The organism is Peteryoungia wuzhouensis (assembly GCF_003205195.1).
GTDB lineage: Bacteria > Pseudomonadota > Alphaproteobacteria > Rhizobiales > Rhizobiaceae > Allorhizobium > Allorhizobium wuzhouense.
Genome location: NZ_QJRY01000012.1, coordinates 25,117 through 49,853, shown reverse-complemented (window position 1 = coordinate 49,853; position 24,737 = coordinate 25,117). Strand labels below are relative to the sequence as shown.

Sequence of the window (24,737 nt, the reverse complement as noted above, 5' to 3'; positions counted from 1 at the left end):
GATAACTCAGTTTCGTGCCGCCTCGATGATGGCCTTGAAGAGGGCGAGATCGGGCGCCGATTCCGCCGGTGGCGTGCGGTTCTCGCCGCCTGCTGTAACGGCAGCGTGAAATGCGCGCAATTCCACGTCGAAGGGATCCTGATGGAATGGTCCGAGCCGCGTCAAGCTGTTTCCGTTTTCCGTCGATGTCTGGATGTCGAGCGTCATGGGCAGGTTGCGGATATACGGGGTCGGGTATTCGAAGGCGATGCGCTTCCAGCGTGTGTTGATTTCGAAGCCCGCCTCGAAGCGCACGACATCGCCGATCATGCATTCATAAAGAGCGGTGAAATGGCCATAGTCGAGAAGGGCCGTAATCTGCGTTCCCCCCTGCTTGATGCTGACCGCACGCACGGCTTTCGGCGGACCGAACAGATCACGCATGGCCGAGAGCGAGTGGGAGGACAGCCCCGTCAGCACGGTATAGGCTGTTCTTAGTTCCGCCGGAGTGTCGGGGCCGAGGACGCTGTCCAGCATCTGCTTGCGCAGTGCTCCGCCCGCCGCCAGCATCTCCTGGGGCAGGTCGTTCTCAGGCGTCACGACGCCGTCGGTCTGGCGGAAATACCAGGGACCCTCGCAGATGACGTCGCGGACACGCACATAGGTGATTTCGTCCAGCGCCGGCAGGTTTGCTTTCGCCTCGAGGAAGGCTGGTGCGAAGCGACGCATATAGCCGACCATCGCCACCTTGCCGGATGCTTCGGCGGTTTCGCTGAGCGATTGAAGGTCGCCGAGTTCCAGGCAGCAGGGTTTTTCAATCAGGACATGCTTGCCGGCTTTCAGCGCTGCGCGTGCGTCGCGCCCGTGAAACTGATCCGGGCTAAGCACCATCACCGCGTCAATGTCGGAGGCGGCGAACATGGCCTCCGCCGTGTCATACACTGTCTCGATGCCCCAGCGGGCACTGATCGCCTTGCTGACGGAAGGAGAGGGATCATAGGCGCCCGCCAGCGTATAGAGGTCGCCGAGCCGCTGCAAAATGGGAAGATGGATGAGCTGCGCGACTTCGCCGAGCCCAAGCAGGCCTAACCTGATCATGATCGAAATTTCCTATTCCTGAAGACGGTTGGGAAGCGGGTCGGACCGCTTTCACCTCGTGAGCCTCAAATAAATACGTAAGAAGGATTTTATCAAGATAAATTTCGGATTCATGGCCCCACTTTTCATGTTTTAGAATTCTCTTTTGATCTCGTTGACGTGTGGATTTCGTTCGAATTGCAAGAAAATTCATCGAAATCAGGGGTATGCAGTCGAAGAAGCGTTTTCGCTCTTTAAACCGTCCGACGGATCGAATATGGTAACAGCCGGTAATTAAAATCTCGGAGATGATGATGAAACTGGCAACGGCACCGGATGCGTGGGGTGTGTGGTATGCGGATGATCCACGACAGACGCCGTGGGAGCGGTACCTGGACGAGGTTCGGGATTCCGGCTTCACCGCCACCGAAACAGGCCCGTGGGGCTATCTGCCGACAGACCCTGCGCGTTTGACCGATGCCCTGTCGGCGCGGGGTCTCAGCATCTGCGGTTCGGCCTTGGTTCACCTTCTGGCGCCGACCGATGCCATGCAGAGTTTGCGCCCGAGACTGGAGCAGACCTGCGGCCTGCTGAAGGCTGTCGGTGCGGAATGGGTGGTGCTGATGGATGACAGCGACCTGCCCCCGCCGGGCAAGGACAGGGCGCTGTCGGCGGAGAACTGGCGGACCATGATTGCCAACGTTACCGAGGCGGCTCGTTATGTCACGGAAGAGCACGGCCTCTCGTTCGTCTTTCATCCTCATGTTGGTTCTGGCGTTGAAACCGAAGCCGAGGTGGTTCGCCTGCTGGATGAGACCCCTGCGGAACTGGTTGGTCTCTGCTTCGATTTTGGCCATCATGCATATACGGGTGCCGATGCCGTGTCGTTCATGAAGCGCTATGCCGATCGGATTCCCTATTACCATTTCAAGAATGTCGATCCGGTTCTCTTGGAGAAGATCCACCGGGAGAACATCGATTTCATCACGGGTTTCCAGTCTGGCGTGATGTGTGAGCTGGACAAGGGTATGGTTGATTTCCGCACGGTTGTGGATTTTCTCAGATCACGCGACTATGGGGGCTATGTGGTGTATGAGCAGGACATGTATCCTTGCCCGCCGGATAAGCCTTTGCCGATCGCCAAGCGCAATCGGGAAGCCTTGAAGGCTCTGGGGCTTTGATCGGCGGGAAGCGGTTGATATGGCGAATTTGAATCAGACCGGGGCAAGCTCCGGTCCGAGTTCGGACGAAGGCGAGGCACGTATTGCAGGCAGCCGTATCGAGGATGCCCGCATTCACAACCGGCGCCTCGTCTTCGAGACGATTTTTCAACGCGGCCCGATCAGCCGGGTCGAGATCGCCTCGATCATCGGGTTGAAACCGCAGACCATTTCGTCGATCACCCGCGAACTGCTCGAGCAGGGCCTGATCGTGGAAGCCGGGCGGTCGTCCGGCATGCGCGGCCAGCCGCAGATCTACCTGGAGCCGAATGCGGAAGCCGGTTTCTCGATCGGCGTCCATCTCGACCAGAATTTTTGTAACATCCTGGTGTTCGACCTGACCCGCAAGGAGCGGGCCCGGCGCATCGCGCGTGTCGATACCAGCGATCCGGCTGCTGCCGTTCGTGAGCTTGCGACGGTATTGCCGAACCTGCTCGCCGAACATGGCCTGCCGGCGCAGCATGTCTGGGGTGTCGGGTTGGTGTTGCCGACCTTCGGATCGGCTGGGGACGAATTCGATTTCTCCATGCGGCACTGGCAGGCGTGGCGGGACTTTCCCTTTGCGGACGAACTTCAGCGGCTGACGGGATTTCCGGTGCTCGTGGAGAATGATGCGACGGCCGCGGCCATTGGTGAACGCATTCACAGGCCGGACACGCAGGAAGCAACCTTCGTATACTACTACATAGGCCACGGCTCCGGCGCCGGCCTGATCATTGACGGTTACCCCTACAAGGGCGTGGGGGGCGCTGCCGGTGAGATCGGTCTGCTTCCTTTTGCCGGCCTCGGTGGATCGCAGACCTGGCCGGAAACGCCGGATGAAACGACGGCGCAGGGCGGGTTGATTTCCATCGGCGGGCTTGGCCTCGCCTGCGGGCTTGGCCTCAATCCGGAGCCGGAGCAAATACTCAATCTGCTTGCCATCAGGGACCACAGATTGATGGACTGGCTCGCCTCGGCTGCGCGGCTGATGCGTGATGTCGTCGCGATCATTGAAGTCATGTATGATCCGGCCTTCATCGCTGTCGGTGGTGCTTTGCCGCAACCGCTGATCGAGCGGTTGGTTGACCGTGCCTATCCGCTTCGCCCGACTCCGGCGGCCCGGCACGATCGTGTCCATCCGCGCCTTGTGACGGCAAGGCTCAGCGAAGATGCCGCCGTCACGGGGGCTGCCATGCTGCCGATCTTCGTCAACACCAGCCACAATTTCCGCCATCTCTATATTCGGCAAAATCTCGCAGACGTGCGGCCGTTCGAGATTTCCAGCGGGGGCGTGTGACGAGACGGACTTCTGCGCGCCTGCGGATTGCGACCGCGCGCAGGTCGGCCTTCATGTCGGCCTGACTGTGACGTCTGGGGAATCTGCGCAGATGTGCCGGGTCAGGCGTCGTCAGACCGGAATACGACCCGATCATCGCGGAAAATCTGGTAGCGGACAACGGACAGCGACAGGGTGGCGCCCTCCGCAATCGACGCCGTCTTCGGGGCTTGTACCTTCCATTGAAGGCCGTTCAAGGACGCGGTCACCTTGATGAACGAGCCATAGTTGACGATGCGGATAATGTTTGCCGCCGCTGCCGTATCGGCTTTGCCCAGAACGATATCTTCCGGTCGTACGGCCAATGTCGCAGGTCCCTCCGGCAAAGGGGCCGGCAGTGAAATGCCGCCGATGTCAACGAAACCGTTCGAAACGGTCACCGGCACCATGTTCATGTCACCGATAAAACCAGCGACGAAGGGGGTCGCCGGCGTGGCGTAGATCTCGCCCGGCGTGCCGACCTGTTCGATGCGCCCCATGCTCATCACCACGATGCGGTCGGCGACGGACAGCGCTTCATCCTGACCGTGGGTGACAAAGACGGTGGTGATGCCGAGGGTCTTCTGGATCTGGCGCACTTCCTCGCGCAACCGGTCGCGGAGATGTTGGTCGAGGCTGGCGAAGGGCTCGTCCATCAGCAGGATCTTCGGCTCCAGAACGACGCAACGGGCAATGGCGACGCGTTGGCGCTGGCCGCCCGAAAGCTGGCTCGGCCGACGGTTGGCATAGTCCTGAAGACCGACAAGGGAGAGCCCTGCTTCCACCTTGCGGCGGATATCCGCCTTGCTGAAGCCGCGCAGCTTGAGGCCGAAGGCAATGTTCTCGAAAACGCTCATATGCTGCCAAAGGGCGTGGCTCTGGAACACCATGGCCGTTGGCCGCTTCTCTGGCGGGTCGAAGGCGACATCGACGCCATCGATCAAGACCTTGCCCGCAGTCGGCGTCTCGAAGCCGCCGATGATCCTCAGCAAGGTTGACTTGCCGGAGCCGGACGGACCGAGAAGGCAGACCAGTTCGCCATCACCGATCTTGAGCGACAGCGGCTCGATGGCGGTCACGATGCTGTAGGTCTTCGTGACGTCGATGAGATCAAGCGTGGACATGGATCATGAGCCTTGAGAGGAAAGAATGAACATCAGCCACCGAGGCCCTTGGCAAAGGCGTCGCCGCCGATCACGCGCCGGGCCAGAAGGATGGCGACCAGCGAGGGAACCCATAACATCACAGAGAGCACTGCGCCGTATTGCACGACGAGTTGGTTGTTGATCATCGACATCATCAGCAGCGGCATGGTGCGGATGCGCGGCGCGCCAACCAGCCAGGCGCCTTCTGTTTCGTAGAAGGTCCAGACGAAGGTCATCAGAAGGGCGGCTGCGATCGTCGGAAACGCCTGGGGAAGCGTGATGTGCCAGAAGACACGCAAGGGCGAAGCACCGACATCCCGCGCGGCTTCCTCCGTTTCGCGCGGTATGGCGCGGAAGGCGGCGCTCGGCAGCCAGATCATCAGCAGCAGGGTGTTGAGAAACTGGATGATGACGACGCCCTGGAAGGTACCGACCAGGTCGAGGGTCAGGAATAAGACGGCGATCGAGACGATGAGCGCGAAACGCGGAAACGCATTGGCCATCAGGAAGGACATCATGAAGGCCGACTTGCCGGGGAAGTCCATGCGCGCAAAGGCGTAGGCAGCGGGCAGGCAGATCACCGCAGACAGCACTGTCACCGTCGTCGATAGCTGGATCGAGGTGACAAAGGCCTGCCAGACCTCCGGACGGGACACAAGCTGCTCCCAGAACCGCAATCCCCATCGTGTCGGAAGCACCGAGGGGTAGAACCATTGCTCGGCGAATGCCCAGAGGAAGACGGTTGCGACCGGCAGCACGATAAAGAAGACGAGAAAGATCAGAATCAACGGTCCGAAGACGTCATTGCGCCGGTTCGTGAACATATCAGCGCTCCTCTTTGCGCGCGGCCAGCGAGCGTATGTAGACCAGACCGGCGAGCGAGCAGATCAGAAAAGTGATCGTCGCCTGAGTTGCCGCCTGCAGGGGATCTCGGACCGAAACGAAGGTGCGCAGCATGAACGGGCCCATCATTTCCGGGTTGGTCGGTCCGAGCATGAAAGGCATCAGGACCTGGCCGAAGAAGCCCAGGAAATTGAGGGCCGAGACGATCAGGATCGAATGGCTGATCTGAGGCAGGATAATCGAGCGGAAGAGCCGCAGCCTGCTCGCGCCGACATCCTTGGCCGCCTCAATCGAGGCATCCGAAATCGTTGACAGTCCGGAAATCAGGATCAGCAGCGTCATCGGCATGCCGTCCCAGATCAGCCCGATCACCGGCCCCCAGGGGGTCGTGATCGGGGAGGCATAGTGGGTGAAGCCGATAGAGGCGAGCAGGCTCTGCAGCCATCCATTCGGCCCGAGATAGCGGATGAGCGCGTAGCAGATAATGATGCCGGGCACGAACATCGGAAAGAGTGCGAGGCCCTGGATCAAAGCTGCGAGCCAGCCCTTGGTGAAGCGCATGTAAAGAGCGATCGGCAGGTTCACGGCGATGATCAAGACCAGAGCCGCAACTGTCGTCCACAGCGTGCGAAACAGGTTTGCAAGGCTGTAGGGGTCGGTGAAGAAAAAGACATAACTCGAGAAGTCCAGTCCCACCCCACCTTCGGGACGCTGGTGAAAGAGCGTCCCGAAAATAGCAAGGGCGGCGGGATAGAACAGAAAGATGACGATCGCCATCACGGGAATGGCGATGAAGCCGTAACCCAGCCAGTCGATCTTGTCCGTCTTGTTCGTCCCGGCCATGACCAGTCCTTATCGCGCAATGTCGGAGGCGACGTTGCGATACCAGCCTTCGAAAAGCTTTGGCTCCCAGGTGCCGGGGAAGACCGGGATGGACTTTGGAGCCACCTTCGAGAACTTCTCCTGGAGTTCCTTGGACAGGTTTTCCCAGCCGATGGAGGGGAAGCCGCCAAGATCGGTGACGACCTTTTCCTGGACTTCGGCCGAAATGATGTAATCGCAGAGCTTGATCGCAGTGTCCTTGTTCAGGGCGACGCTCGGCACGACGACGCCGGAGAAGCCGCCGGTGAAGGCCAGATCCTGCAATTGCGCAACGGCGGTCGTTTCCGGAACCACGCCCTGGCTCATCGCCTGCAACGCCATGTCCGACCACGCAACCGTCATCGAAATCGCGCCGGAAGCGAGAAGCTGGATGGAAGCGGTGTTCCCGGATGTGTATTCGCCACCGTTGAACAAGGCCGGCTTGATCTCCTGGAGGAGCGGCCAGAGCTTCTCGAACATCGGGTTGGCGTATTCATCCGTGTAGTTTTCCGGGAGGAAGAGTTCCGGCTTCTTGCCGGTGACTTCCTGCAGGGCGCGTTCCACGAAGCAGGCACCGGAATCGCCGAGGTCGGGGCGAGCATAGGCGAATTTGCCGGGATTGGCCTTGATCCACTCGATAAGCGCCGGGAAGGAGGTGGGCACGTCCTTCACCAGGTCTGCATTGTACATCAGCACGACCTGCGAACCGCGATAGGGCAGCAGGAAGGGCGACTGCATGGTGACCGGATTGACCTTGGCATAATTGGACAGGCCAGCGGTTTCGAAGTTTACCCAAAGACCGGCTTCGATGGATCCGGCCGGATAGAAGGGGGAGGTTGCCTCAAGCAGGTCGACCTGAGGATCCTTCTTGGCCTGGAACGCGGCCATGGCGCGATCGGCCAGAGCGTTGACGCCGGAGCCGCCGCCGCCTGGCACCAGGTTCAGCGTTACGCCGCTGTTGGCGGCCTCGAAGCCGGGCTTGATGACGTTCGTCCAGAAGTCAATGATATTGGTGTCCGAGTTGAAGAAGATATCGAGGACACCCTCGGCAGCCTCTGCGACGGTCACCTTGAAGCCGCCGGCGGCAGCGATGGCGACGCCCGCTGCGGAAAATTTCAGGAAGTCGCGTCTGTCCATGCTGGTCGGTAAAGTCATGAAAATCCTCCTTTTGTACCGGCCATCTGCAGTTTTTCTTGCAGCATGGCCTCGTTCCCACACTCCAGGGAATGTGACGTTACCGCCTTTTCCCCCGTTCCCTTTTAAATACTTATTGTGAATTATATTGGAGCTGTCAAGCAGGCCATCTGTTCGTGGCGGATGCCGCAAAAGGGTGATGTGGTGGGGTGCCGGCTTTGAGAAGATGCGGCGATATCGCAGGGCAGGAGGTCGGATTTCACGCTACACGCAGTTCTGAAAGCTTGCTTTCTCTGGCATTAAACGTATGAATAAAAACAGACTTTTCGAAATATCCTGCTTTCATCTTCTGCGGTGGGAAGCACAAGGATGGCATGGTCGGCCGCGTGGGAGAGCTTGCACCACGGCGAGCGACGTGTTTAATCATCGAAAGGGATTAAATAATCCGGCGCTATGCCGGCCCACGGAGACATCTTGATGAAATCCTATCGCGATCGCCAGCGCAACCTTGAGCAGCTTTCCCGCCACATGGAGGTCTGGGCCGACGAATTGGGGGCCTTCGAAACTCGCGCCTTTCAGCCGCTGGGGCCTATAAGAGAAGTCTCCCCCGCGGGTGGCGAGGCTGTGGTTGCGACCGGCGATGGTTGGGCGGATCGGTTTGGTGTGCATCGTTTCCTTCTCGATGGGCCGGTTACCTTGCCCGAGGGGCCGGGTGTGGAGCTGCGCCTCGATTTCGGGGGTGAAACGCTCATCCGCCTGCTGGATGGTGAGGGGCGGGTGATCGACAGCTTTGCCGGGAACGAGCGCCACAAGCGTTTCGACGCCCCCCGGGGTGTGGCCTTTACGATTGAAGCGCAGTCTGTCGCGCGCGGTCTGTTCGGTGTGCCAAACCGTCTGCCGGTGCTCCGGGAGGCGGCGGTGCATTTCTTCCATCCAGAGGTGAGGGCATTGCGGCGCCGGATCGAGGTGTTGCGCAATACAGCCGATACCGTACGCGACAAGGCACTGGCGCGCGCCCTTTTCGAAGCGGGGGAGATTGCGCTTGCGGGCTTGCGGCTGCCGACCGCCACATCAGAGGTCGGTCCGCGTCTCGCCAGCCGTAACTGGACGCTCGACATCTGGGAAAGGAGCTTTGAGCCGACGGATCAGCCGGCCCCCGTCGGTGAGGCGGCTCTGGCGACGGTGGTCGCCGCAACCGTCAAGCTCGATGCTTTGCTGGCGGATCTGCGTCGCGCCTATCCCAAGCAGGGCAAGGTGCTTGCCACCGGTCATGCCCATATCGACTATGCCTGGCTTTGGCCTCAACCGGAGACCGTGCGCAAGATCAATCGCACCTTCGCCAGCGTCAATTCGCTGATGGAGAAGCACCCGGATTTCCGCTTCCTTCAATCCTCGGCGCTATATTATCGTCATATCGAGGAAGAGGACCCTGCGCTCTTCGAGCAGGTCCGCGCCCGGATCGCCGAAGGGCGGTGGGAGGTGATCGGCGGCATGTGGGTGGAGTGTGACACCAACATGCCTTCCGCCGAGGCTTTCCTGCGGCAGTTCATCCACGGGCGGCGGTATTTTCGCGACAGGTTTTCGATCGAAAGCAAGGTAGCGTGGTTGCCCGACACCTTCGGCTTCACGGCGGCCATGCCGCAGATCATGCTCCATGCCGGTGTCGACAAGATGGTGACCATCAAGGTCTCCTGGAACGAGACCAACAAGCTGGATGACAGCCTGTTCCATTGGCAGGGCAATGACGGTTCGCGTGTTCTGGTCCACACGTTCGATGCCTATGACAATGACGGCTACAACATGCTGATGACGCCTGCAGCCCTTCAGGAGGTCTGGGACAAACATTCCGCCAAGGACATGACGGATGCGGTGATCGCCTCCTATGGATGGGGGGATGGCGGCGGCGGCCCTGATCCCGACCAGATCGAGAGCATCCCGATCATCAATTCGATGCCGGCCATCCCACACATCGAGCACGCGGCCATCGAGCCTTATATCGAAATGCTTGCCGAGCAGGCGAAGTCGCTGGCCGTGCCGGTCTGGGCCGGCGAATTGTACCTTGAATATCATCGTGCGACTTTGACGACCCAGGGGCGCACGAAGCAGCTCAACCGTCTTGCCGAATATGGTCTGGTTGCTGCAGAGGCCGCAAGCGTGATCGACCGGCTCGACGGGGGAGATGCGGCCATGCCGGATCTGTCGGCGGACTGGCAAATGATGTTGCGGAACCAGTTCCATGACATCCTGCCCGGTTCGTCCATCCGGGAGGTCTATGAGCAGACTGAACCGGAACTGGAGGCGGTTGTCGCCCGTGCCGCAGCGGTGGTGACGGATCGCCTTTCGGCGATGGCGGCGCGACGCTCTGGAGCGGATGAAGGCCTGCTTGTCGCCAATCTCTCCGGGTCTTCAAAGTCGGGATTCCAGATCGCAAGCGCCGATACGCTTCCGGCATCGCTGGCACCCCAGGCAACGGAGGACGGGTTCGTTGCCGCGATAGACCAGTCGCTGTCGCCGCTTTCCCTTGGTTTCGTCTCGAAGCCTTCCGCGCGCACGGCCAAAGCCAGTGTCGAGGGCGATTGTTTCCGACTGGAAAATGACTTCGTCACCGTCCGGCTCGACGCACATGGGCGCATCGAAAGCCTTTTCGACAAGGCGTCCGGACGTGAACTCATGGCGGGGCCGGGCAATCGGCTTCTGCTCTACCGGAACGACCTGCCGCGCAACTTCGATGCCTGGGACATCGAGCCGGGTTTTGAACTCGGGGAAGAAGAATGGTTGTCGCTGGATGGCATGACCATCAGCGCTGATGGTCCTCATCTGGCCGAGATCAAGATCACCCGGAGTCATTCGGCCAGCCGTATCGTCCAGCGCCTGCGTCTCTGGTCCAACGCGCCGCGGCTCGAGATCGTCACGGATCTCGACTGGCACGACCGGCGCACCTATTTGCGGACTGCATTCCCGGTGACAGTTCATGCCGACGAAGCCGTGTATGATCAGGCTGTCGGTGTCACTCGCAGACCGACCCACGCCAACACGAGTTGGCAACGGGCGCAGTTCGAGGGAAGTGCCCATCGATTTGTTTCAATGTCCGAAACGGATTGGGGGGCGGCGCTGCTTTCCGCCGACAAGTATGGGTTCTCGGCACGCAACAATGTGTTGACGCTGAGCCTCGTGCGCGGACCAACCTATCCCGACATGCTCGCCGACGAGGGGCATCACCGCTTCACCTATGCCATCATGCCCCATGATGGCCGGTGGTGGAGCGAAACCGTGCAGGCGCAGGCGGATCTGGTGGCAGACCCACTGCGCTTCGTGCCTGCGAGCAGCGATGGTCCATACGAAATCCGCCCCGTGACCTTTGCCGGCCAGCAGGCCCGGTTCCACGCGCTGAAACCGTCTGACGAGGGCGAGAATTATGTTCTCAGACTTTCCGAGGCCGCTGGACGGCGCGGGCCTTTCCGGCTTGAGGCTCCCGGCACGCCGATCGCCGTCGATGCAATGGAAGAACCTCTGGAAAATGGTCGCCCGGCGATCGAACGTCCGTTTGGCCTCTCCAGCTTCCGCTTCGGTTGACGGAGGTCAGGTCCGACAGGAGCGCTCGAAGGCGCATTCGTGAGGCTCTTCGCCACAACGAGCCTGGATCGCCCGCGTTGATGGGGCGGTCCAGACAATATGGAAATACCTGAATATGGCAAACCATTACTATGATCTTCGCTCCGAGGGTGAGGGCTGAGTTAGTATAGCTGTTGGCCTCGCCCGGTGCTCGTCCAGAGCAGACAAGCGTCCTGAACAATCAATCTTGCCCGATGGGTCACTGGCTGGATCTGAAGTCGATCACTTCAGTCGGATCGCTTCCGCGCGCGCGAACGCCGTTTTGTTCAGTCTGGAAATCGCCCCCGGAAACTACGGCAGAAACCTAAGTAATCAGATGCCCCTCAAGACTATCATCCAGGTCTCGTTGGAGGTTGTCATGCCGGAATTGGCTCGCTTTCCAGACTTTGGTGCCGAACGGGGTGGCTGCCCGCCAGCGATCCGACTGGCTGGTCATCCGTCCCGGGCTCTCCTCCTCCAGATCATCTGCGCACCGCGTCCGCTTGGCATTGTTCGTGCTGCCGTGGGGCGTCTGCAGCCTTTTCTTTCAAAAATGGAGGGAAGTCTTTCTCAGTGATGGCGCGGCCCGATAGGGAAAAGTCGGGGGGATTCCGCGTGCAAAGAACGAACGCCGCAAGAATAAGTGGTGTCGATGCATAACAAATATCCAAGCAAGTGCAGGTCAGCCGACAGCTTGACGGTCTGATACTGCGCGTAACAAAAAGGGGAATATCAATGAAAAGATCCTTCGTCACGGCGCTCGGTACGTCCATGCTTGTCTTGATGGCAGGTGTTGCGAATGCCGCCACCATCGCGCCGCCAGCCAATCTGACAACCAGTGGCAAGCTGACCTTCTGCGCAGAATTCGGCAATCCGCCGCTCGGCTTCTACGATGACCAGCAAAAGCTGACGGGCTTCGAAATCGAACTGGGTAGTGAACTCGCCAAGCGGATGGGGCTTGAAGCCTCCTGGAAGGAAGTTGCCTTCAGCGCCATCATTCCCGCCCTTATGGCGAAACAGTGCGACGCTATCCTGTCGCAGCTCTTCGACAAGCCGGAGCGCCGGGAAGTCGTCGATTTCATCAACTACATGTATTCCAGCCAGTCGCTGCTGGTTTCCAAGGGCAATCCCAAGAACGTCAAGGGACTGGCTGATCTTTCGGGTCTGAAGGTGGCCGTCGGGAACGGCACCACGATCCAGAGCCTGCTCGATGAACAGAACAAGCAGTTCAAGGATGCCGGCAAGCCTGAAATCAACGTCGTCGTTTTCCCGAAGGATGCGGATGCCCGGCAGGCACTGCAGATCGGACAGGTCGACGTCTACGGCACGACACTGGAGACGGCCGCCTTCTTCTTCCATACGGCCGGACAGGTCTTTGATGTGGCGGGCGAGCCCTTCAACAAGATCAAAACCGGCATGGCGTTCCGCAAGGGTGAGGCCGACACTCTCGACCCGATCCAGAAGGCGTTCTCCTCGATGAAGGAGGACGGCAGCTACGTCAAACTGCTCGAGAAATGGGAGCTGGGTGGCGACGTGATCGAATAGGACGTTGCCATGAATTTCGACCTGAGCATCTTCTGGGAATATCTCCTGAGGCCGAGTTCGGTTTATCTGCACGGTCTCTGGTTGACCTTGAGCGTCAGCGTCATTGCTCAGGCTTTCGGCACGGCGCTGGGCTTGTTCATCGCACTGGCGCAGATTTCCAAGTTCAGCGCGCTGCGCGTGCCCGCACGAGTTTTCGTGTGGGCATTCCGCGGCACGCCTTTGCTGGTCCAGATCGTCTTCATCTATACGGGCCTTGCTGCCGCAAACCTGTTTCGCTTCGAAGATATCGATCTCGGCCTGTTCATCCTGCCTGGAAACATCCAGGCAGGCATTCTTGCCCTGACCCTCAATGAAGCGGCCTATATGGCTGAGATCATCCGTGCCGGTATCGGATCGGTGGGGGTCGGTCAGACCGAAGCGTCGAAGTCGCTCGGGATGACCTATCCGCTCTACATGCGTCGCATCATCCTGCCTCAGGCGGCGCGGGTGGTCATTCCCCCGCTCGGAAACGAGTTCAATGCCATGCTGAAGAACACGACTCTTCTCAGCGTCATCGGGGTGCCTGAACTTCTTCTTGCGACACAGATGGTCACTTCGGTCACCTTCCGGGTGTTCGAGCTGTATCTGGTCGTCGCCTGCTACTTCCTGACCCTGACCACGCTTTGGGGTTTCGTCCAGCAACGCATCGAGCGCAGGTTCGGTGATCCAGCGGCGCGGGTTGTGGCCCAGCAGTCACCATCCATCTTCCGCAAGATGTTCGGACTTGGCGAGGGAAGGGAAACACGATGACGGATCAGGTTACCAATAAACAGGCGCCTATCGTGCGGGTCAGCGGTGTCGAGAAACGCTTCGGGGACCTTCAGGTGCTGAAAGGCATCGATCTCGATGTCTACAAAGGTGAGGTCATCGTGATCGTGGGCTCGTCCGGGTCGGGCAAAACCACGTTCATTCGCTGCATAAACCATCTGGAGAAGATCCAGGGCGGCCGCATCGAGGTGAATGGTCATCTGATCGGATATCGCGAACGCAATGGCCGGTTGGTGGAGGACGCCGAGAGCAACATCGCGCGTCAACGCTGTGAAATCGGCATGGTTTTTCAGCTCTTTCACCTGTTTCCGCACCTGACGGCGCTGGAGAATATCATCGAAGCGCCGGTTCATGTTCGTAAGGTGCCGCGGACCGAAGCGATCGAGACAGCGCGTACCCTGCTCGCCCGCGTGGGTCTTGCCGACAAGGCAAATGCCTATCCCGCGCAGTTGTCCGGTGGCCAGCAGCAACGTGTTGCCATTGCGCGGGCGCTCGCAATGCGCCCGTCGGTCATGCTGTTCGACGAGCCGACGAGCGCACTCGATCCGGAGATGATCGGCGAAGTTCTCGATGTGATGAAGGAACTGGCCCGGGAAGGCATGACGATGATTGTCGTCAGCCATGAGATGGGGTTTGCGAGGGAGGTCGCAAACCGTGTGATCATGATGCACGAAGGACGCATCATCGAAGACGCGCCGCCGGAGACGTTCTTCACCGCGCCAAAGCATGAGCGGACGGCGGCCTTCCTGTCGCGCGTCATCGGCAAAAGAGACCATTGAGGGCGCTGCGGTCGTTCTTGGTCTGCAGTGTCCGGGGCTTTACCCCGGGCGCTGCGGCCGGGACGGCTGGCCCATCATGAAACGACAGACGCGCTTGGGCGCCGGACCGGAACGCGGTCGGCCTCAAGGGCAATAAGGATATCATCATGAGAGATTTACAACTTCCCGGCCGATCTCCCGCCATGGCGATGAACGGCATGGCTGCCACACACAACCCGCATGCCACGCGCGTTGCCATCGAGGTCCTGCGCAGTGGCGGGGCTGCGATCGACGCTGCCGTTGCCGCTGCTGCGGTGCTCGCCGTGGTGGAGCCGCAGCAGACCGGGATCGGTGGGGACTGCTTCGTCCTCATGGCCAAGAACGGGACGGGCGACATAATCGGCTACAACGGTTCCGGTCGAACGCCGCGCGGCCTGCCGACGACGGGACTTGCTCCCGAAGGGGCGACACAGATCGAGGATTGCAGCCCGCATTCCGTGACCATCCCTGGTGCCATCGATGCCTGGACCCGGCTCGTGGCCGATCACGGCCGCAAGGAGATCGGCGAACTCCTTCAGCCTGCCATTGATTTTGCCCGCAATGGGTTCCCCGTTCATCCGCGGGTTGCCCATGACTGGGTCGAGGATGCGCCCCGGCTTCGGCGCGATCCCAATGCCGCCCGCATCTTTCTGCCGAATGATCGTCCACTGCGGGCCGGCGAGGTTTTCCGCAATCCGGGTCTCGCCGATGCGCTGAGCCTGATTGCGAAAAATGGGCGTGACGGGTTCTACAAGGGCCCGGTGGCCAAGGAGATCGTGAATTACCTGAGAGGCCTCGGTGGCTACCACACTCTGGAGGATTTCGAGACGGCGGAAGGCGAGTATGTCACGCCCGTGCGCACGACCTATCGGGACATGGAGGTTTGCCAGATTCCTCCGAACAACCAAGGTATCACGGCACTGTTGATGCTGAATATCCTGGAAGGTTTCGATCTTTCCGCGATGGAGCCTATGAGTGCCGAGCGGCTGCATCTCGAAGTCGAGGCGGGGCGGCTGGCTTACCGGGACCGTGACGCCTTCGTCTGCGACACGCGGCATGCCGCGTATCCCTTCGACGAGATTTTGTCGAAGGACTATGCAGCGCGGCTGCGTGCCGAGATTAGCCCCGACCGTTTTGCGACGCATCTGCCTCCGCCACTGATGCGCAAATCGGACACCGTTTATCTCACCGTCGTCGACAAGGATCGAAACTGCGTGAGCTTCATCAATTCAGTCTATTGGGGATTTGGCTCAACCAGGGTTGCTCCGACCTTCGGGATCACGCTGCAAAACCGGGGCATGGGCTTCTCGCTCGATCCCAGCCATCCGAATGCCGTTGGTCCCGGCAAGCGCCCCTTGCACACCATCATGCCGGGCATGGCCCTGAAAAACGGACGGCCCTGGCTCGTCTACGGCGTCATGGGTGGCGACTACCAACCGTTTGGCCACACGCATGTGCTGACCGGGGTTGCCGATTTCGGTCTCGATCCGCAGGCGGCGATCGACCAGGCGCGCATCTTCCACACAATGGGGGAGACAGTGGTCGAGCGCGGCATTCCCAAAGACACTGTCGAGCAGTTGCGACAGATGGGGCACACGATCGTGGAGGCGCCGGAGCCTCACGGCGGTGGGCAGATGATCATGATCGACTGGGACCAAGGCGTTTTGATCGGCGGGTCTGACAGTCGCATGGATGGTTGTGCCCTGGGCTACTAAGGCCGCGATCCGCAAAGCGAGGTTATGGCGCGGCCATCCGGGCCATCGCATCTCCAACATTGTTCCTGGCGGTGGCTCAGAGGGTTCGCCAGGAGCAGCGCATCCGGGCGGACCGGCATGTTCAGCAGAACGGGGATGAACACACACCCGTGCAGGTATCCGTTCCCATCTGTCGTAGCGTGCGCGGTCTTTTCGATCCGCCTCCGTGGTTATTCCGTGTCACAGAAGCGCCTGCTCATGGCGCAGCTGTTATCATACTATCTCATTTTAATTACAAACTTCCGGTTCCTTGTGTCTTCAATTGACGGAAGCCGCACCAGAATTCCTCAATTGCGGCGAATTTGAACTATGTCTTCGCATTCATCCTTCCGTTTCGCGGCGTATTTATTGATAGATTTGTGATTGACAATTGTGTGTGTTGCATATGAAATGTTTTTCGACAGCTCGGACGTGAGGCAAGCATCCTGGATGTGGCAATTGCTGCATTTGCCGGCCGACATGGGGCGTCTTGACGGATTTCAGTTTTCGAACGGTCGAGGGAATGATGCCCAAAACGACTCCCCCGCATTGGTGGACTGCCACCGAAACAATGGCTGAGCTGCGCAGCCGCCGCATTGGTGCCGTAGAATTGCTGGCTCACATGGCTGGGCGGTTCGAGGCACTTGGGCCGAAGGTCAACGCCGTAGTCGAGGCACAGCTCGAGCTTGCGCAAGTGACGGCAAAGGCCGTGGACAACGGAGCCATTACCGGTCCGTTTGCCGGTCTTCCGATGACCATCAAGGATACGTTCGAAGTGGACGGCTTCGGCTGCACGGCGGGCATTCCGGAGCTGAAGGACTATCGATCGGCTCGGGATGCCGATGCGGTCGCGCGGCTGCGCGCTGCCGGTGCGGTTATGTGGGGCAAAACCAATGTCCCGCTCGCTGCGGCCGACCACCAGAGCTACAATCCGATCTACGGTGTCACGAACAATCCTTGGGACCTCGGTCGCACGCCAGGGGGATCTTCAGGTGGCTCGGCCGCCTCGTTGGCCGCCGGATTCACCGGTCTGGAGCTGGGCAGCGACATTGGCGGCTCCATTCGCGTTCCCTCGCATTTCTGTGGCGTCTGGGGCCATAAGCCGAGCTACGGGGTCGTGTCGCAGCGGGGCCAGATCCCGCCCAATCCCGGCGCGCTCGTTCAGTCGCCACTGTCGGTTTGCGGTCCGCTGGCCCGAAGCTCCGCCGACCTCCTCGCCGCGATGGATGTTTTGGCCGGTGCGGCACCTGGCGAAGCCTGGACGTTGAACCTTCCGCAGGCTCGCGCCACTTCGCTTCGCGATTTCCGGGTGGCCATCTGGTGCGGGAGCTTCCCGGTCGACCCAGACTATCATCAGGCCATTTCAGCCTTCGGTCGCGCGCTTGCGCAGGAGGGCGTCAACGTCGTCGAGCTTGTCGAGGCCCCGAACCCGCTGCCGGGGGACGAAGATCTCTACATCTCCCTTCTGTTTGCGGTGATTGGCGGCGAACTGGGTGGCGCCGATCTTTCGGATTATGACACGGCAGCTGCGACCTATCCGGCCGACAGCGTTGCCGGGCGTGCTGCCCGTGGCGTTCGATCCAGCACGTCGGAATATTTCGCGTTGCGTGAGCGGCAGGCACACCATATCGCCAAGTGGAACAGCTGGTTCGAAAGCTTCGACATTCTCATTTGCCCCGTGGCAATGACGACAGCGTTTCCCCATCAGAACCAGGATGGCGATGGTCCGATCCCGAGCATGGCACGGGTTCTCCGCGTCGGCGATCGGGACGTCCCTTATCTCGAAAACCTGCTCTGGCCGGGTCTTGCGACGCTGGCGCATCTGCCGGTCACGGTGCGGCCTCTTCCCTTCAAGGTGGGCTCAATGCCTGCCGGTGTTCAGTTCATCGGACCGTCCTACGGGGACCGAACGACGTTGGCGTTCTCCGCCCTTTGTGACGAGATCTTCGGCGGCTACACGCTGCCGCCCGGTTTCGAGTAGGCCGGCCTTCCTCGATTTTCGAGAAGGCAGGCGCGCTCGGATCAACTGCATCTCATAAACTAAAAAGGGGAATTCGCATGAGTGCCAAGAGACTTTTGACACTGGTGGGCCTAACAGCCCTCACGGTGGTTCCGGCCTCGGCCTTCGCTGCCGGCAAGCCGCAATCGGATGATCCTGTCCGGCTCGCGGTCTTTAACATTCCGGATGCCGACTTCATAACCAATGTTCTTGGGCAGGTGTTGTCCAAGGCCGGTTACCAAGTGGAATACGTGAAGACGGACTACAGCGCGCACTTCACGGCGCTTGAGTTCGGCGACATCGATGCGTCACCGGCCGCGTGGAGCTCCGTGAAGGAACAGATCGACAAGGCGCTGGCCTCCGGCGAGGTCGAAAAGCTCGGTGAGGTGGGCGTGCGCGTCAAGGAAGGGCTTTGGTATCCCAGCTATGTGGCTGACCTCTGCCCGGGCTTGCCGAACTGGGAAGCCTTGACCAAGCCTGATTGCGTCAAGGCTCTTTCCACACCGGAGACCGCAGGCAAGATCAATTTTCTCGGGGTACCCGCAGATATCATCGGACCGGTCGAAACGGCCCAGGCGCTCAAGCTCGATATCCATGTCACTCCGCCGGGTTCGCTCGGCACGATGATCGCGACCATGCAGGGCGACATCCAGAAGAAGGTGCCGGTGATCGGCTACGGCTTTGTTCCTCATTGGCTTTACGGAAGCGATACGGGCTCGTTCATCGAACTGCCGGCCTTCGAGCAGGCGTGTTACGATGATCCAGCCTGGGGTTCAAATCCGGACGCCACCCGCGATTGTGCGCCGCCCGAGGGCTCTGTCTTCAAGCTGGTGAACAAAGGCTTCGAGACGAAGGAACCCTACGCGACCGAAATCATGAAGAAGCTGTCGCTCAACACCGACGAGGTGGCGGCGGCCATCAAGCTTCAAGAAGTCGATGGCCAGGCCGCCGATGCTGTCGCGTCCGATTGGGTGGCGAAGAACGAGTCCGTCTGGGCGGGCTGGATCAACTGATCTTGAATCTTGCGCTACAGGTTTCCTTCTCTCTGGGGGACACTTCACCTTGTCTGGTACATCGCGAAGCGTAATTTCGTGATGCGCGACTGCGGAGGGAGCCGGCAACCCCTCCGCAACGACTTTCCTGTCGCCGATTCCGCGCGAAGCTTGTGCCCGACGAGGCCAATCCATTCGCTTTCCATTGAAGCGGCGTGAAGATTGTGCTTTCGCTGTCACGCCGTGAAAATTCGGAACGGGACGGGATGAAGCAAAGTCAGCCTCTGGTGGGGAAAGAGACGATCGCGGATCGGGTGTACAACTCCATCCGCAAGGATCTTATGGAATGTCGTTGGCCTGCGGGCTACACGCTGAAGATCAGAAATCTGGCGGCGGAGTTCGGCGTGAGCCCCATGCCGGTGCGTCTGGCTCTCAAGCGATTGGGGGATGAAGGTGCGTTGACCGTCGAAGAGAACCGGTCTGCACGCGTTCCGATCATCTCGCAGCGACGCTTCTCCGAATTCTTCGAAATCACGGTTCGGCTCGAGACGCTTGCGCTGGAAAAGGCTTTCAAGAGCATCACCGCGCCGCAGCTGGACAAGTTGATCTCCGAGGCCGAGGACATCCAGCGCGCAATTGATGAAGGGCAGACGACCGGTTACGCCCAGCGCTTCAATGCGATCCTGATGGAGCTCTACCGGATTGGAGGTTCGAGCGCGCTCATCGAGATGATCGAATATGTCTGGGTTAATGTCGCTCCACCCTCCAACGCCATTTTCGAAGCGCCGATCTTTGTCGGCAAGATCCACGCCCATCTCCTTGCAGTTCTTCTTGCACTCCGAGCCAGGGATCTGCAGTCGGCCGAAGACGCCCTTGTCGCGGCCTTGAGTTACGCGGAACGGGCGATGAACCTCCTGATGGACATGGACCGGACACCTGCTCCGACAAGGGGGCGAAGGCGCAAGTCACAGCGCGCCGACGATGACAACGAGGTGTCGGTCCAGGAATAAGGCCCTGCTCGCCCTGTTTCCTCCAGTGCATCCGATGGGCCTGGGCTATGCCTGATGTCTCTGCCGCTTACGCCTGTAAGGTCTGCAGGCCTTTCAGCGTTGCTGTCAGCATATCGGCAAGAGCGTCGATCAGGTTTGCATGCATGTCCGTGGGGGAATGCATGATGACGATGACGTTTGCCTGCAGGGCTTCGAGGATGACCATCATCAGCATGGGGATCCGCTCTTCGCGTAGGTCGGGGGCGACCCAGCGCAGGTAGGGCTCCAGCGCCCGGGCGTTCGTGGCGGTATCTTCCATGTCCAGCTGGCGCAGCTCCGGACTCGATCTCAGACTGTCCCAGATCGTTGCCGATGCCGGCGTGCGCAGCAGATGGTCGAGCACGGTGCGCACCAGGCTGTCGGCTGTGTAAGCGCGCCGGTCGATCGGCATCGAGGGATCGACGACCTTTTCGAGTTCTCTGCCCAGCACGGCCCGCACGTCATCCAGGTGGCGGATGGCCATCGCGCGCACGATGCTGCTGCTCGACGGAAAGTAGTGGTAGAGCGATGCGATCGGAAGCCTTGCGCGTCGGGCGAGTTCGCGCATCTTCAATCCTTCGATACCCGTTTCGACAACGAGCGCTTCTGCTGCCGCCAGGATCTGCTCCACACGTTCACGGCTGCGGTTTTGCAGCCCCGCGCTCCGCATGTTCAGGCGGTCTTCGCTCGCTATCTCCTGTTGCTGGTTCACGTCATCCACTCGGTCGAATCCTGTTTTTTTGAAATTCGAGCATCGCTCGATATTGACAGCTTTGCAAACTCGATCAATGCTCGGGTTTGAAATGACGGTCGTCACGATAATCGACCGCAGCAGGGGAACTCATAGATGGATGTAAATCGCCGAAACTCGGCCGCCTATCCGGCTGGCCAATCGAAGAAACGTGCGCTGACAACGGCAGGCGTCATCGTGCTCGTCATCGCGGCTGCCGCTCCGCTTGCCGCGATGATCGGGAATACGCCGCTGGCCTTTGAAACGGGTGCCGGTCTCTCCATGCCTGCAGGTTTCGTTCTTGTGGGGCTGACGCTTCTGTGTTTTGCCTTCGGCTACACGGCGCTCAGCCGCGAGATCGTCAGCAAAGGCGCCTTCTATACCCAAGTGGGGCAGGGGCTCGGCCGGCCGGCCGGCGTCATTGCGGCTTATGCCGCAGCACTGGCTTACTGTGCCTATTCGCTCGGCATGGCCGCCGCCTTCGGCTATTTCACCTCGCTTTTGACCAAGGAACTCGGTTACGAACTGCCATGGATGGGATGTGCCGCCTTTGGCATTCTCACCGTTGCTTTCCTCGGTTACCGCTCCCTAGATCTGTCGGCGCGGGTTCTCACCTATTTCATGATTGCCGAGTTCTCGGTTCTGCTGGTCTTCGATGCTCTGGTTCTAGCGAAGCTCGGCCTTTCGGCCCTGCCGCTCGACGTCTGGTCGGCAAGTCAGGTGTTTAATCCGTCGATCGGTGCAATCATCCCCTTCGTAATCGTATCCTTCCTCGGTTTTGAAGCCGCAGCTCTCTATGGCGAGGAGACCAAGAACCCGCGGCGTTCCATTCCGGTCGCGACCTATATCTCGCTCGCGGTGGTGGTCGCCTTCTACATGGTCTCCGTCTGGATCATCATCGGTTCGATCGGGACAAGTGAGGTTCAGCCTCTGGCGGCTCGCGAATCCGGCAATCTGCTCTTTGCCTTGTCCAATCGCTATGGCGGCGAGGTGCTGACGGCCGTCATGGGGCTGCTGCTCGTTGCCAGCATGCTGGCAAGCTTTCTCGCGGTCCACAACGCCGCCAGCCGCTATCTTTTTGCGCTGGCCAGCGACCACCTTCTTCCAAGCGCGCTTGCGAATTTTCACCCGAACTTTCACTCGCCGCATGTCGCCAGCGTCTTCATGACGTCTCTGCAGTTGATCGTCGTCTTCGGGCTCGGAATGTACGGCGTATCACCCTATCTCGGGATTGCGTCCTCGATGATCGGTCTGGGTACGATCGGCATCCTGGCGATGCAGATTGCATGCTCGCTGGCAGTGGTTGGTTTCTTCGTCAAGGCGAAACGTGGAAACCGTGTCACGACACGCGTGTTGCCGACAATCGGCGCGCTGGGACTGACGGTGTGCCTTGTTCTTGTCGTCAACAGCTATCAAAAGCTGACCGGCAGCGACAATCCGCTGATCAATGGTCTGCCCTGGGTCTTCCTGCCGCTCTCTCTCTTTGCCCTCGTCTATGCGCGGTGGCTGAAGATCAACCGTCCGAATGTCTATGCCCAGATCGCCGGCGCCCAGTATCGACCGGTTTCCGAGCGTCTTGCTGTCGAGACCAATTACGAAAACCAATACTGCATCATCGGTGCCGGACCGTCGGGACTGGTCATGGCACGGGCCTTCATCAAGGAGGGCGTGCCCTTCGACTGCTTCGAGCGGCACTCGGATGTTGGCGGGCTCTGGGATCCCCAGAATCCGGGAACGCCGATCTATGAAAGCGCGCATTTCATTTCTTCGAAATGGACCTCCTATTTCTACGGGTTTCCGATGCCGGATCATTTTCCGGACTACCCCTCCTATAAGCAGATCCTGGACTATATCCGGTCCTTCGCCCGCGCCTTCGGTCTCTACGACTACATCACCTTCAACGTGGAGGTCGTTTCCGCTGTGCCCGTGGATGGGAAGTGGAAGGTCATGCTTTCCACCGGTGAGATCCGCACCTATGCGGGGGTGGTTGCCTGCCCCGGGGTCACCTGGCATGCTTCCATCCCGAGGATACCGGGCGCCGATAGCTTCAAAGGCGAGATCCGCCATTCGGTTTCGTACATGAAGCCCGAGGAGTTCACGGGCAAGCGCGTGCTTGTCGTGGGCGCCGGCAATTCCGGCGTCGATATCGCCTGCGATGCGGCGAAGTTCGCAGACAAGGCCTTCTTCAGCGTGCGCCGAGGCTATCGCTTCGTTCCAAAACATCTGTTCGGCATTCCGACCGACGTCCTGATGAGCGGGCAGGTTCTGCCACCAAAGGGCGTGGCGGTGTCGACAGACGTCGGCAAGATGCTCGATACCCTGAATGGCGATCTTACACGTCTCGGGCTGCCGAAACCCGATCACGATGCGCTGTCCAGCCATCCGATCATGAACACGCAGATCCTGCATTATCTTGGACATGGGGATTTGATCGCCAAGCCCGATATCAAGGAGTTGCGCGGAAACTCGGTCATCTTCAAGGACGGCTCGGAAGAAGAGGTCGACCTGATCATGCTGGCGACGGGATACGAGTACAAGATGCCATTCTTCGATCCGGCGATGTTCGAATGGAAGGACGGTCGACCGCAGCTCTACATGAATGTCATCCACCGGTCGGAGCGGGGTCTGTATGTCCTGGGTTTCACCGAATTTGCCGATGCCGCCTACCGCCGCTTCGACGAAATGGCGCAACTCATTATCGCCGACGTGCATGCGACAGAGACCAATGTGGCTCGGGCCTGGCTCGATGAGCAACGCCGGACGCACTTTCCGGATCTGCGCGGCGGCAAGGTCTACATCGACTCGCCGCGTCACGCCAACTACGTGCACACCGACACCTATAAGCGCCTGATGGCCGAATTCCGTCGCAAGCTCGGCTGGCCGGATCTCGATGACGGGTCCTACGCGGATCTGAGGCGCCCCGAGGACGGAGTTCACCGACAACGTGGATCGCAGAAGACGTTCACTGTCCAATCCGCAGACAAACAACACAGCACGCTGGAGGCTGGTCAATGAGCACGCGCAAGATCCTCAACGGCAAAGGCAAGTTCGCTCTCGTGACAGGGGCTGCCGGCGGAATTGGCCAACCGCTGACCCGGCGTCTGCTCGATGCGGGCTTCCATGTGCTGATGCTCGACATCAATGCAGACGGGCTTGATGCGGCCCGGCAAAAGCTCGGCGGCGCGACCACCGGCATCGTCTGCGACCTGACCGATTCCGCGTCTGTGGCCGCTGCCGCAGCGACCGTCCAAGCCATGACGCGGCGGGTCGACGTCATCGTCAACAATGCCGGCCTCATCAAGCCTGGCCCGTTCCTCAGTCTTCAGGAGCAGGATATCGACCTTCAGGTTCAGATCAATCTGCTCGGGCCGCTCCGGGTGCTGCACCATTTCCTGCCAGCCGTTCCGGCCGGTGGCTCCGTGGTCAACATCGTGTCCATGGCGGGAATTCTGCCGCTTGCCGACAGCACGGTCTACACCGCGGGCAAGTTCGGGTTGCGCGGTTTCTCCAGTTCGCTGTCGCTCGAAGTGCGCAGCCGGGGCATTCGCGTGTCGAGTATCTTCCCGTCCGGCGTTGATACCCCGATGCTGCGCATGGAGGCCCAAAGCGGAGGTTCTCCCCTGAACTTCGTCTCCGATCCACTATCCGCAGAGCAGGTGGCCGATCTCGCCATCCGGGCGGTTCGCGAGGGACGTCTCGAATATTACCTGCCGTACGGAGACGGGGTGTTGTCGCGGATCTTCGGATGCATTCCGTGGATCCTGCCGCGCCTTCTGCAGATCTTCCTCAAGAAGGGGATCGTGGGTCACAAGCGCTACCTTGCCAAGATCGGGGCGGCGCCTTCCGATGGAGGAACCAAGGCCAGCCAGTAAAGCCGTTGTGATTGGTGGCAGCCGGCGCCAAGGCCTATCCATCCGAGCCGCGGGCTGTCGCCATTTTGGCAGCTTCTGCAGGCGCGC

18 protein-coding genes are annotated in these 24,737 nt (G+C 60.0%); 12 read left to right on the top strand and 6 right to left on the bottom strand.

The features are described 5' to 3' along the window. Positions 1 to 6: 6 nt before the first annotated feature. Positions 7 to 1,077 carry a Gfo/Idh/MocA family protein gene (locus tag DMY87_RS22955; RefSeq protein WP_110793969.1) on the bottom strand — a complete coding sequence of 357 codons (1,071 nt, stop codon included), beginning with the start codon at positions 1,075 to 1,077 and terminating at the stop codon, positions 7 to 9. Positions 1,078 to 1,370: 293 nt separating this feature from the next. On the opposite strand from DMY87_RS22955, the gene DMY87_RS22950 reads away from it, so the two are divergent. After that, positions 1,371 to 2,237 (top strand): sugar phosphate isomerase/epimerase family protein, encoded by an 867-nt coding sequence (locus tag DMY87_RS22950; protein ID WP_245409023.1) that lies wholly within the window; start codon positions 1,371 to 1,373, stop codon positions 2,235 to 2,237. Between the two features lie 19 nt (positions 2,238 to 2,256). Continuing rightward, positions 2,257 to 3,555 carry an ROK family protein gene (locus DMY87_RS22945; protein WP_110793967.1) on the top strand — a complete coding sequence of 433 codons (1,299 nt, stop codon included), beginning with the start codon at positions 2,257 to 2,259 and terminating at the stop codon, positions 3,553 to 3,555. Positions 3,556 to 3,656: 101 nt separating this feature from the next. Here DMY87_RS22945 and DMY87_RS22940 read toward each other — a convergent pair whose 3' ends face one another. Genes DMY87_RS22940 through DMY87_RS22925 form a run of 4 tightly spaced genes read right to left on the bottom strand, consistent with a single transcriptional unit; the run spans position 3,657 to position 7,577 of the window. Further along, positions 3,657 to 4,697 carry an ABC transporter ATP-binding protein gene (locus tag DMY87_RS22940; protein WP_110793966.1) on the bottom strand — a complete coding sequence of 347 codons (1,041 nt, stop codon included), beginning with the start codon at positions 4,695 to 4,697 and terminating at the stop codon, positions 3,657 to 3,659. 32 nt (positions 4,698 to 4,729) lie between these two features. Continuing rightward, positions 4,730 to 5,542 carry an ABC transporter permease gene (locus tag DMY87_RS22935; protein WP_110793965.1) on the bottom strand — a complete coding sequence of 271 codons (813 nt, stop codon included), beginning with the start codon at positions 5,540 to 5,542 and terminating at the stop codon, positions 4,730 to 4,732. Between the two features lies 1 nt (position 5,543). Next, positions 5,544 to 6,404: an ABC transporter permease gene (locus tag DMY87_RS22930; protein WP_110793964.1), complete on the bottom strand. Its 861-nt coding sequence runs from the start codon at positions 6,402 to 6,404 to the stop codon at positions 5,544 to 5,546. Positions 6,405 to 6,413: 9 nt separating this feature from the next. Further along, positions 6,414 to 7,577 (bottom strand): extracellular solute-binding protein, encoded by a 1,164-nt coding sequence (locus DMY87_RS22925; RefSeq protein ID WP_245409022.1) that lies wholly within the window; start codon positions 7,575 to 7,577, stop codon positions 6,414 to 6,416. 456 nt (positions 7,578 to 8,033) lie between these two features. Between DMY87_RS22925 and DMY87_RS22920 the strand changes: the two genes are divergently transcribed. From DMY87_RS22920 to DMY87_RS22885, 8 genes are all read left to right on the top strand, one after another. Further along, positions 8,034 to 11,129 carry an alpha-mannosidase gene (locus tag DMY87_RS22920; RefSeq protein WP_110793962.1) on the top strand — a complete coding sequence of 1,032 codons (3,096 nt, stop codon included), beginning with the start codon at positions 8,034 to 8,036 and terminating at the stop codon, positions 11,127 to 11,129. Positions 11,130 to 11,882: 753 nt separating this feature from the next. Beyond that, the gene (locus tag DMY87_RS22915) at positions 11,883 to 12,692 is read left to right on the top strand and encodes an ABC transporter substrate-binding protein (RefSeq protein ID WP_110793961.1); all 810 of its coding nucleotides are present in this window, start codon (positions 11,883 to 11,885) and stop codon (positions 12,690 to 12,692) included. A gap of 9 nt (positions 12,693 to 12,701) precedes the next feature. Continuing rightward, positions 12,702 to 13,481: an amino acid ABC transporter permease gene (locus DMY87_RS22910; protein ID WP_110793960.1), complete on the top strand. Its 780-nt coding sequence runs from the start codon at positions 12,702 to 12,704 to the stop codon at positions 13,479 to 13,481. Continuing rightward, positions 13,478 to 14,278, top strand: coding sequence for an amino acid ABC transporter ATP-binding protein (locus DMY87_RS22905; protein WP_110793959.1), 801 nt, complete (start codon positions 13,478 to 13,480; stop codon positions 14,276 to 14,278). The genes DMY87_RS22910 and DMY87_RS22905 overlap by 4 nt, the downstream gene beginning before the upstream one ends. 146 nt (positions 14,279 to 14,424) lie before the next feature. After that, positions 14,425 to 16,011, top strand: a complete 1,587-nt coding sequence (gene ggt, locus DMY87_RS22900) for a gamma-glutamyltransferase (protein ID WP_110793958.1) — start codon at positions 14,425 to 14,427, stop codon at positions 16,009 to 16,011. Between the two features lie 589 nt (positions 16,012 to 16,600). Further along, a complete protein-coding gene (locus DMY87_RS22895) occupies positions 16,601 to 18,010 on the top strand; it encodes an amidase family protein (RefSeq protein WP_245409021.1) in 1,410 nt (469 codons plus the stop codon). 77 nt (positions 18,011 to 18,087) lie between these two features. After that, positions 18,088 to 19,041 carry an ABC transporter substrate-binding protein gene (locus DMY87_RS22890; RefSeq protein ID WP_110793956.1) on the top strand — a complete coding sequence of 318 codons (954 nt, stop codon included), beginning with the start codon at positions 18,088 to 18,090 and terminating at the stop codon, positions 19,039 to 19,041. Positions 19,042 to 19,286: 245 nt separating this feature from the next. Next, on the top strand, positions 19,287 to 20,030 hold the full coding sequence (locus DMY87_RS22885; RefSeq protein WP_133253052.1) for a GntR family transcriptional regulator: 744 nt from the start codon (positions 19,287 to 19,289) through the stop codon (positions 20,028 to 20,030). 67 nt (positions 20,031 to 20,097) lie between these two features. On the opposite strand, the gene DMY87_RS22880 is transcribed toward DMY87_RS22885, so the two are convergent. Next, positions 20,098 to 20,769: a TetR/AcrR family transcriptional regulator gene (locus DMY87_RS22880; RefSeq protein WP_110793954.1), complete on the bottom strand. Its 672-nt coding sequence runs from the start codon at positions 20,767 to 20,769 to the stop codon at positions 20,098 to 20,100. A 126-nt stretch (positions 20,770 to 20,895) separates the two neighbouring features. Here DMY87_RS22880 and DMY87_RS22875 point away from each other — a divergent pair, with 126 nt between their 5' ends. Together DMY87_RS22875 and DMY87_RS22870 are read left to right on the top strand one after the other, a co-directional pair. Then, positions 20,896 to 23,793, top strand: coding sequence for an amino acid permease (locus DMY87_RS22875; protein WP_110793953.1), 2,898 nt, complete (start codon positions 20,896 to 20,898; stop codon positions 23,791 to 23,793). Next, positions 23,790 to 24,650, top strand: a complete 861-nt coding sequence (locus DMY87_RS22870; protein WP_110793952.1) for an SDR family NAD(P)-dependent oxidoreductase — start codon at positions 23,790 to 23,792, stop codon at positions 24,648 to 24,650. Before DMY87_RS22875 ends, DMY87_RS22870 begins: the two co-directional genes overlap by 4 nt. Positions 24,651 to 24,737 lie beyond the last annotated feature (87 nt).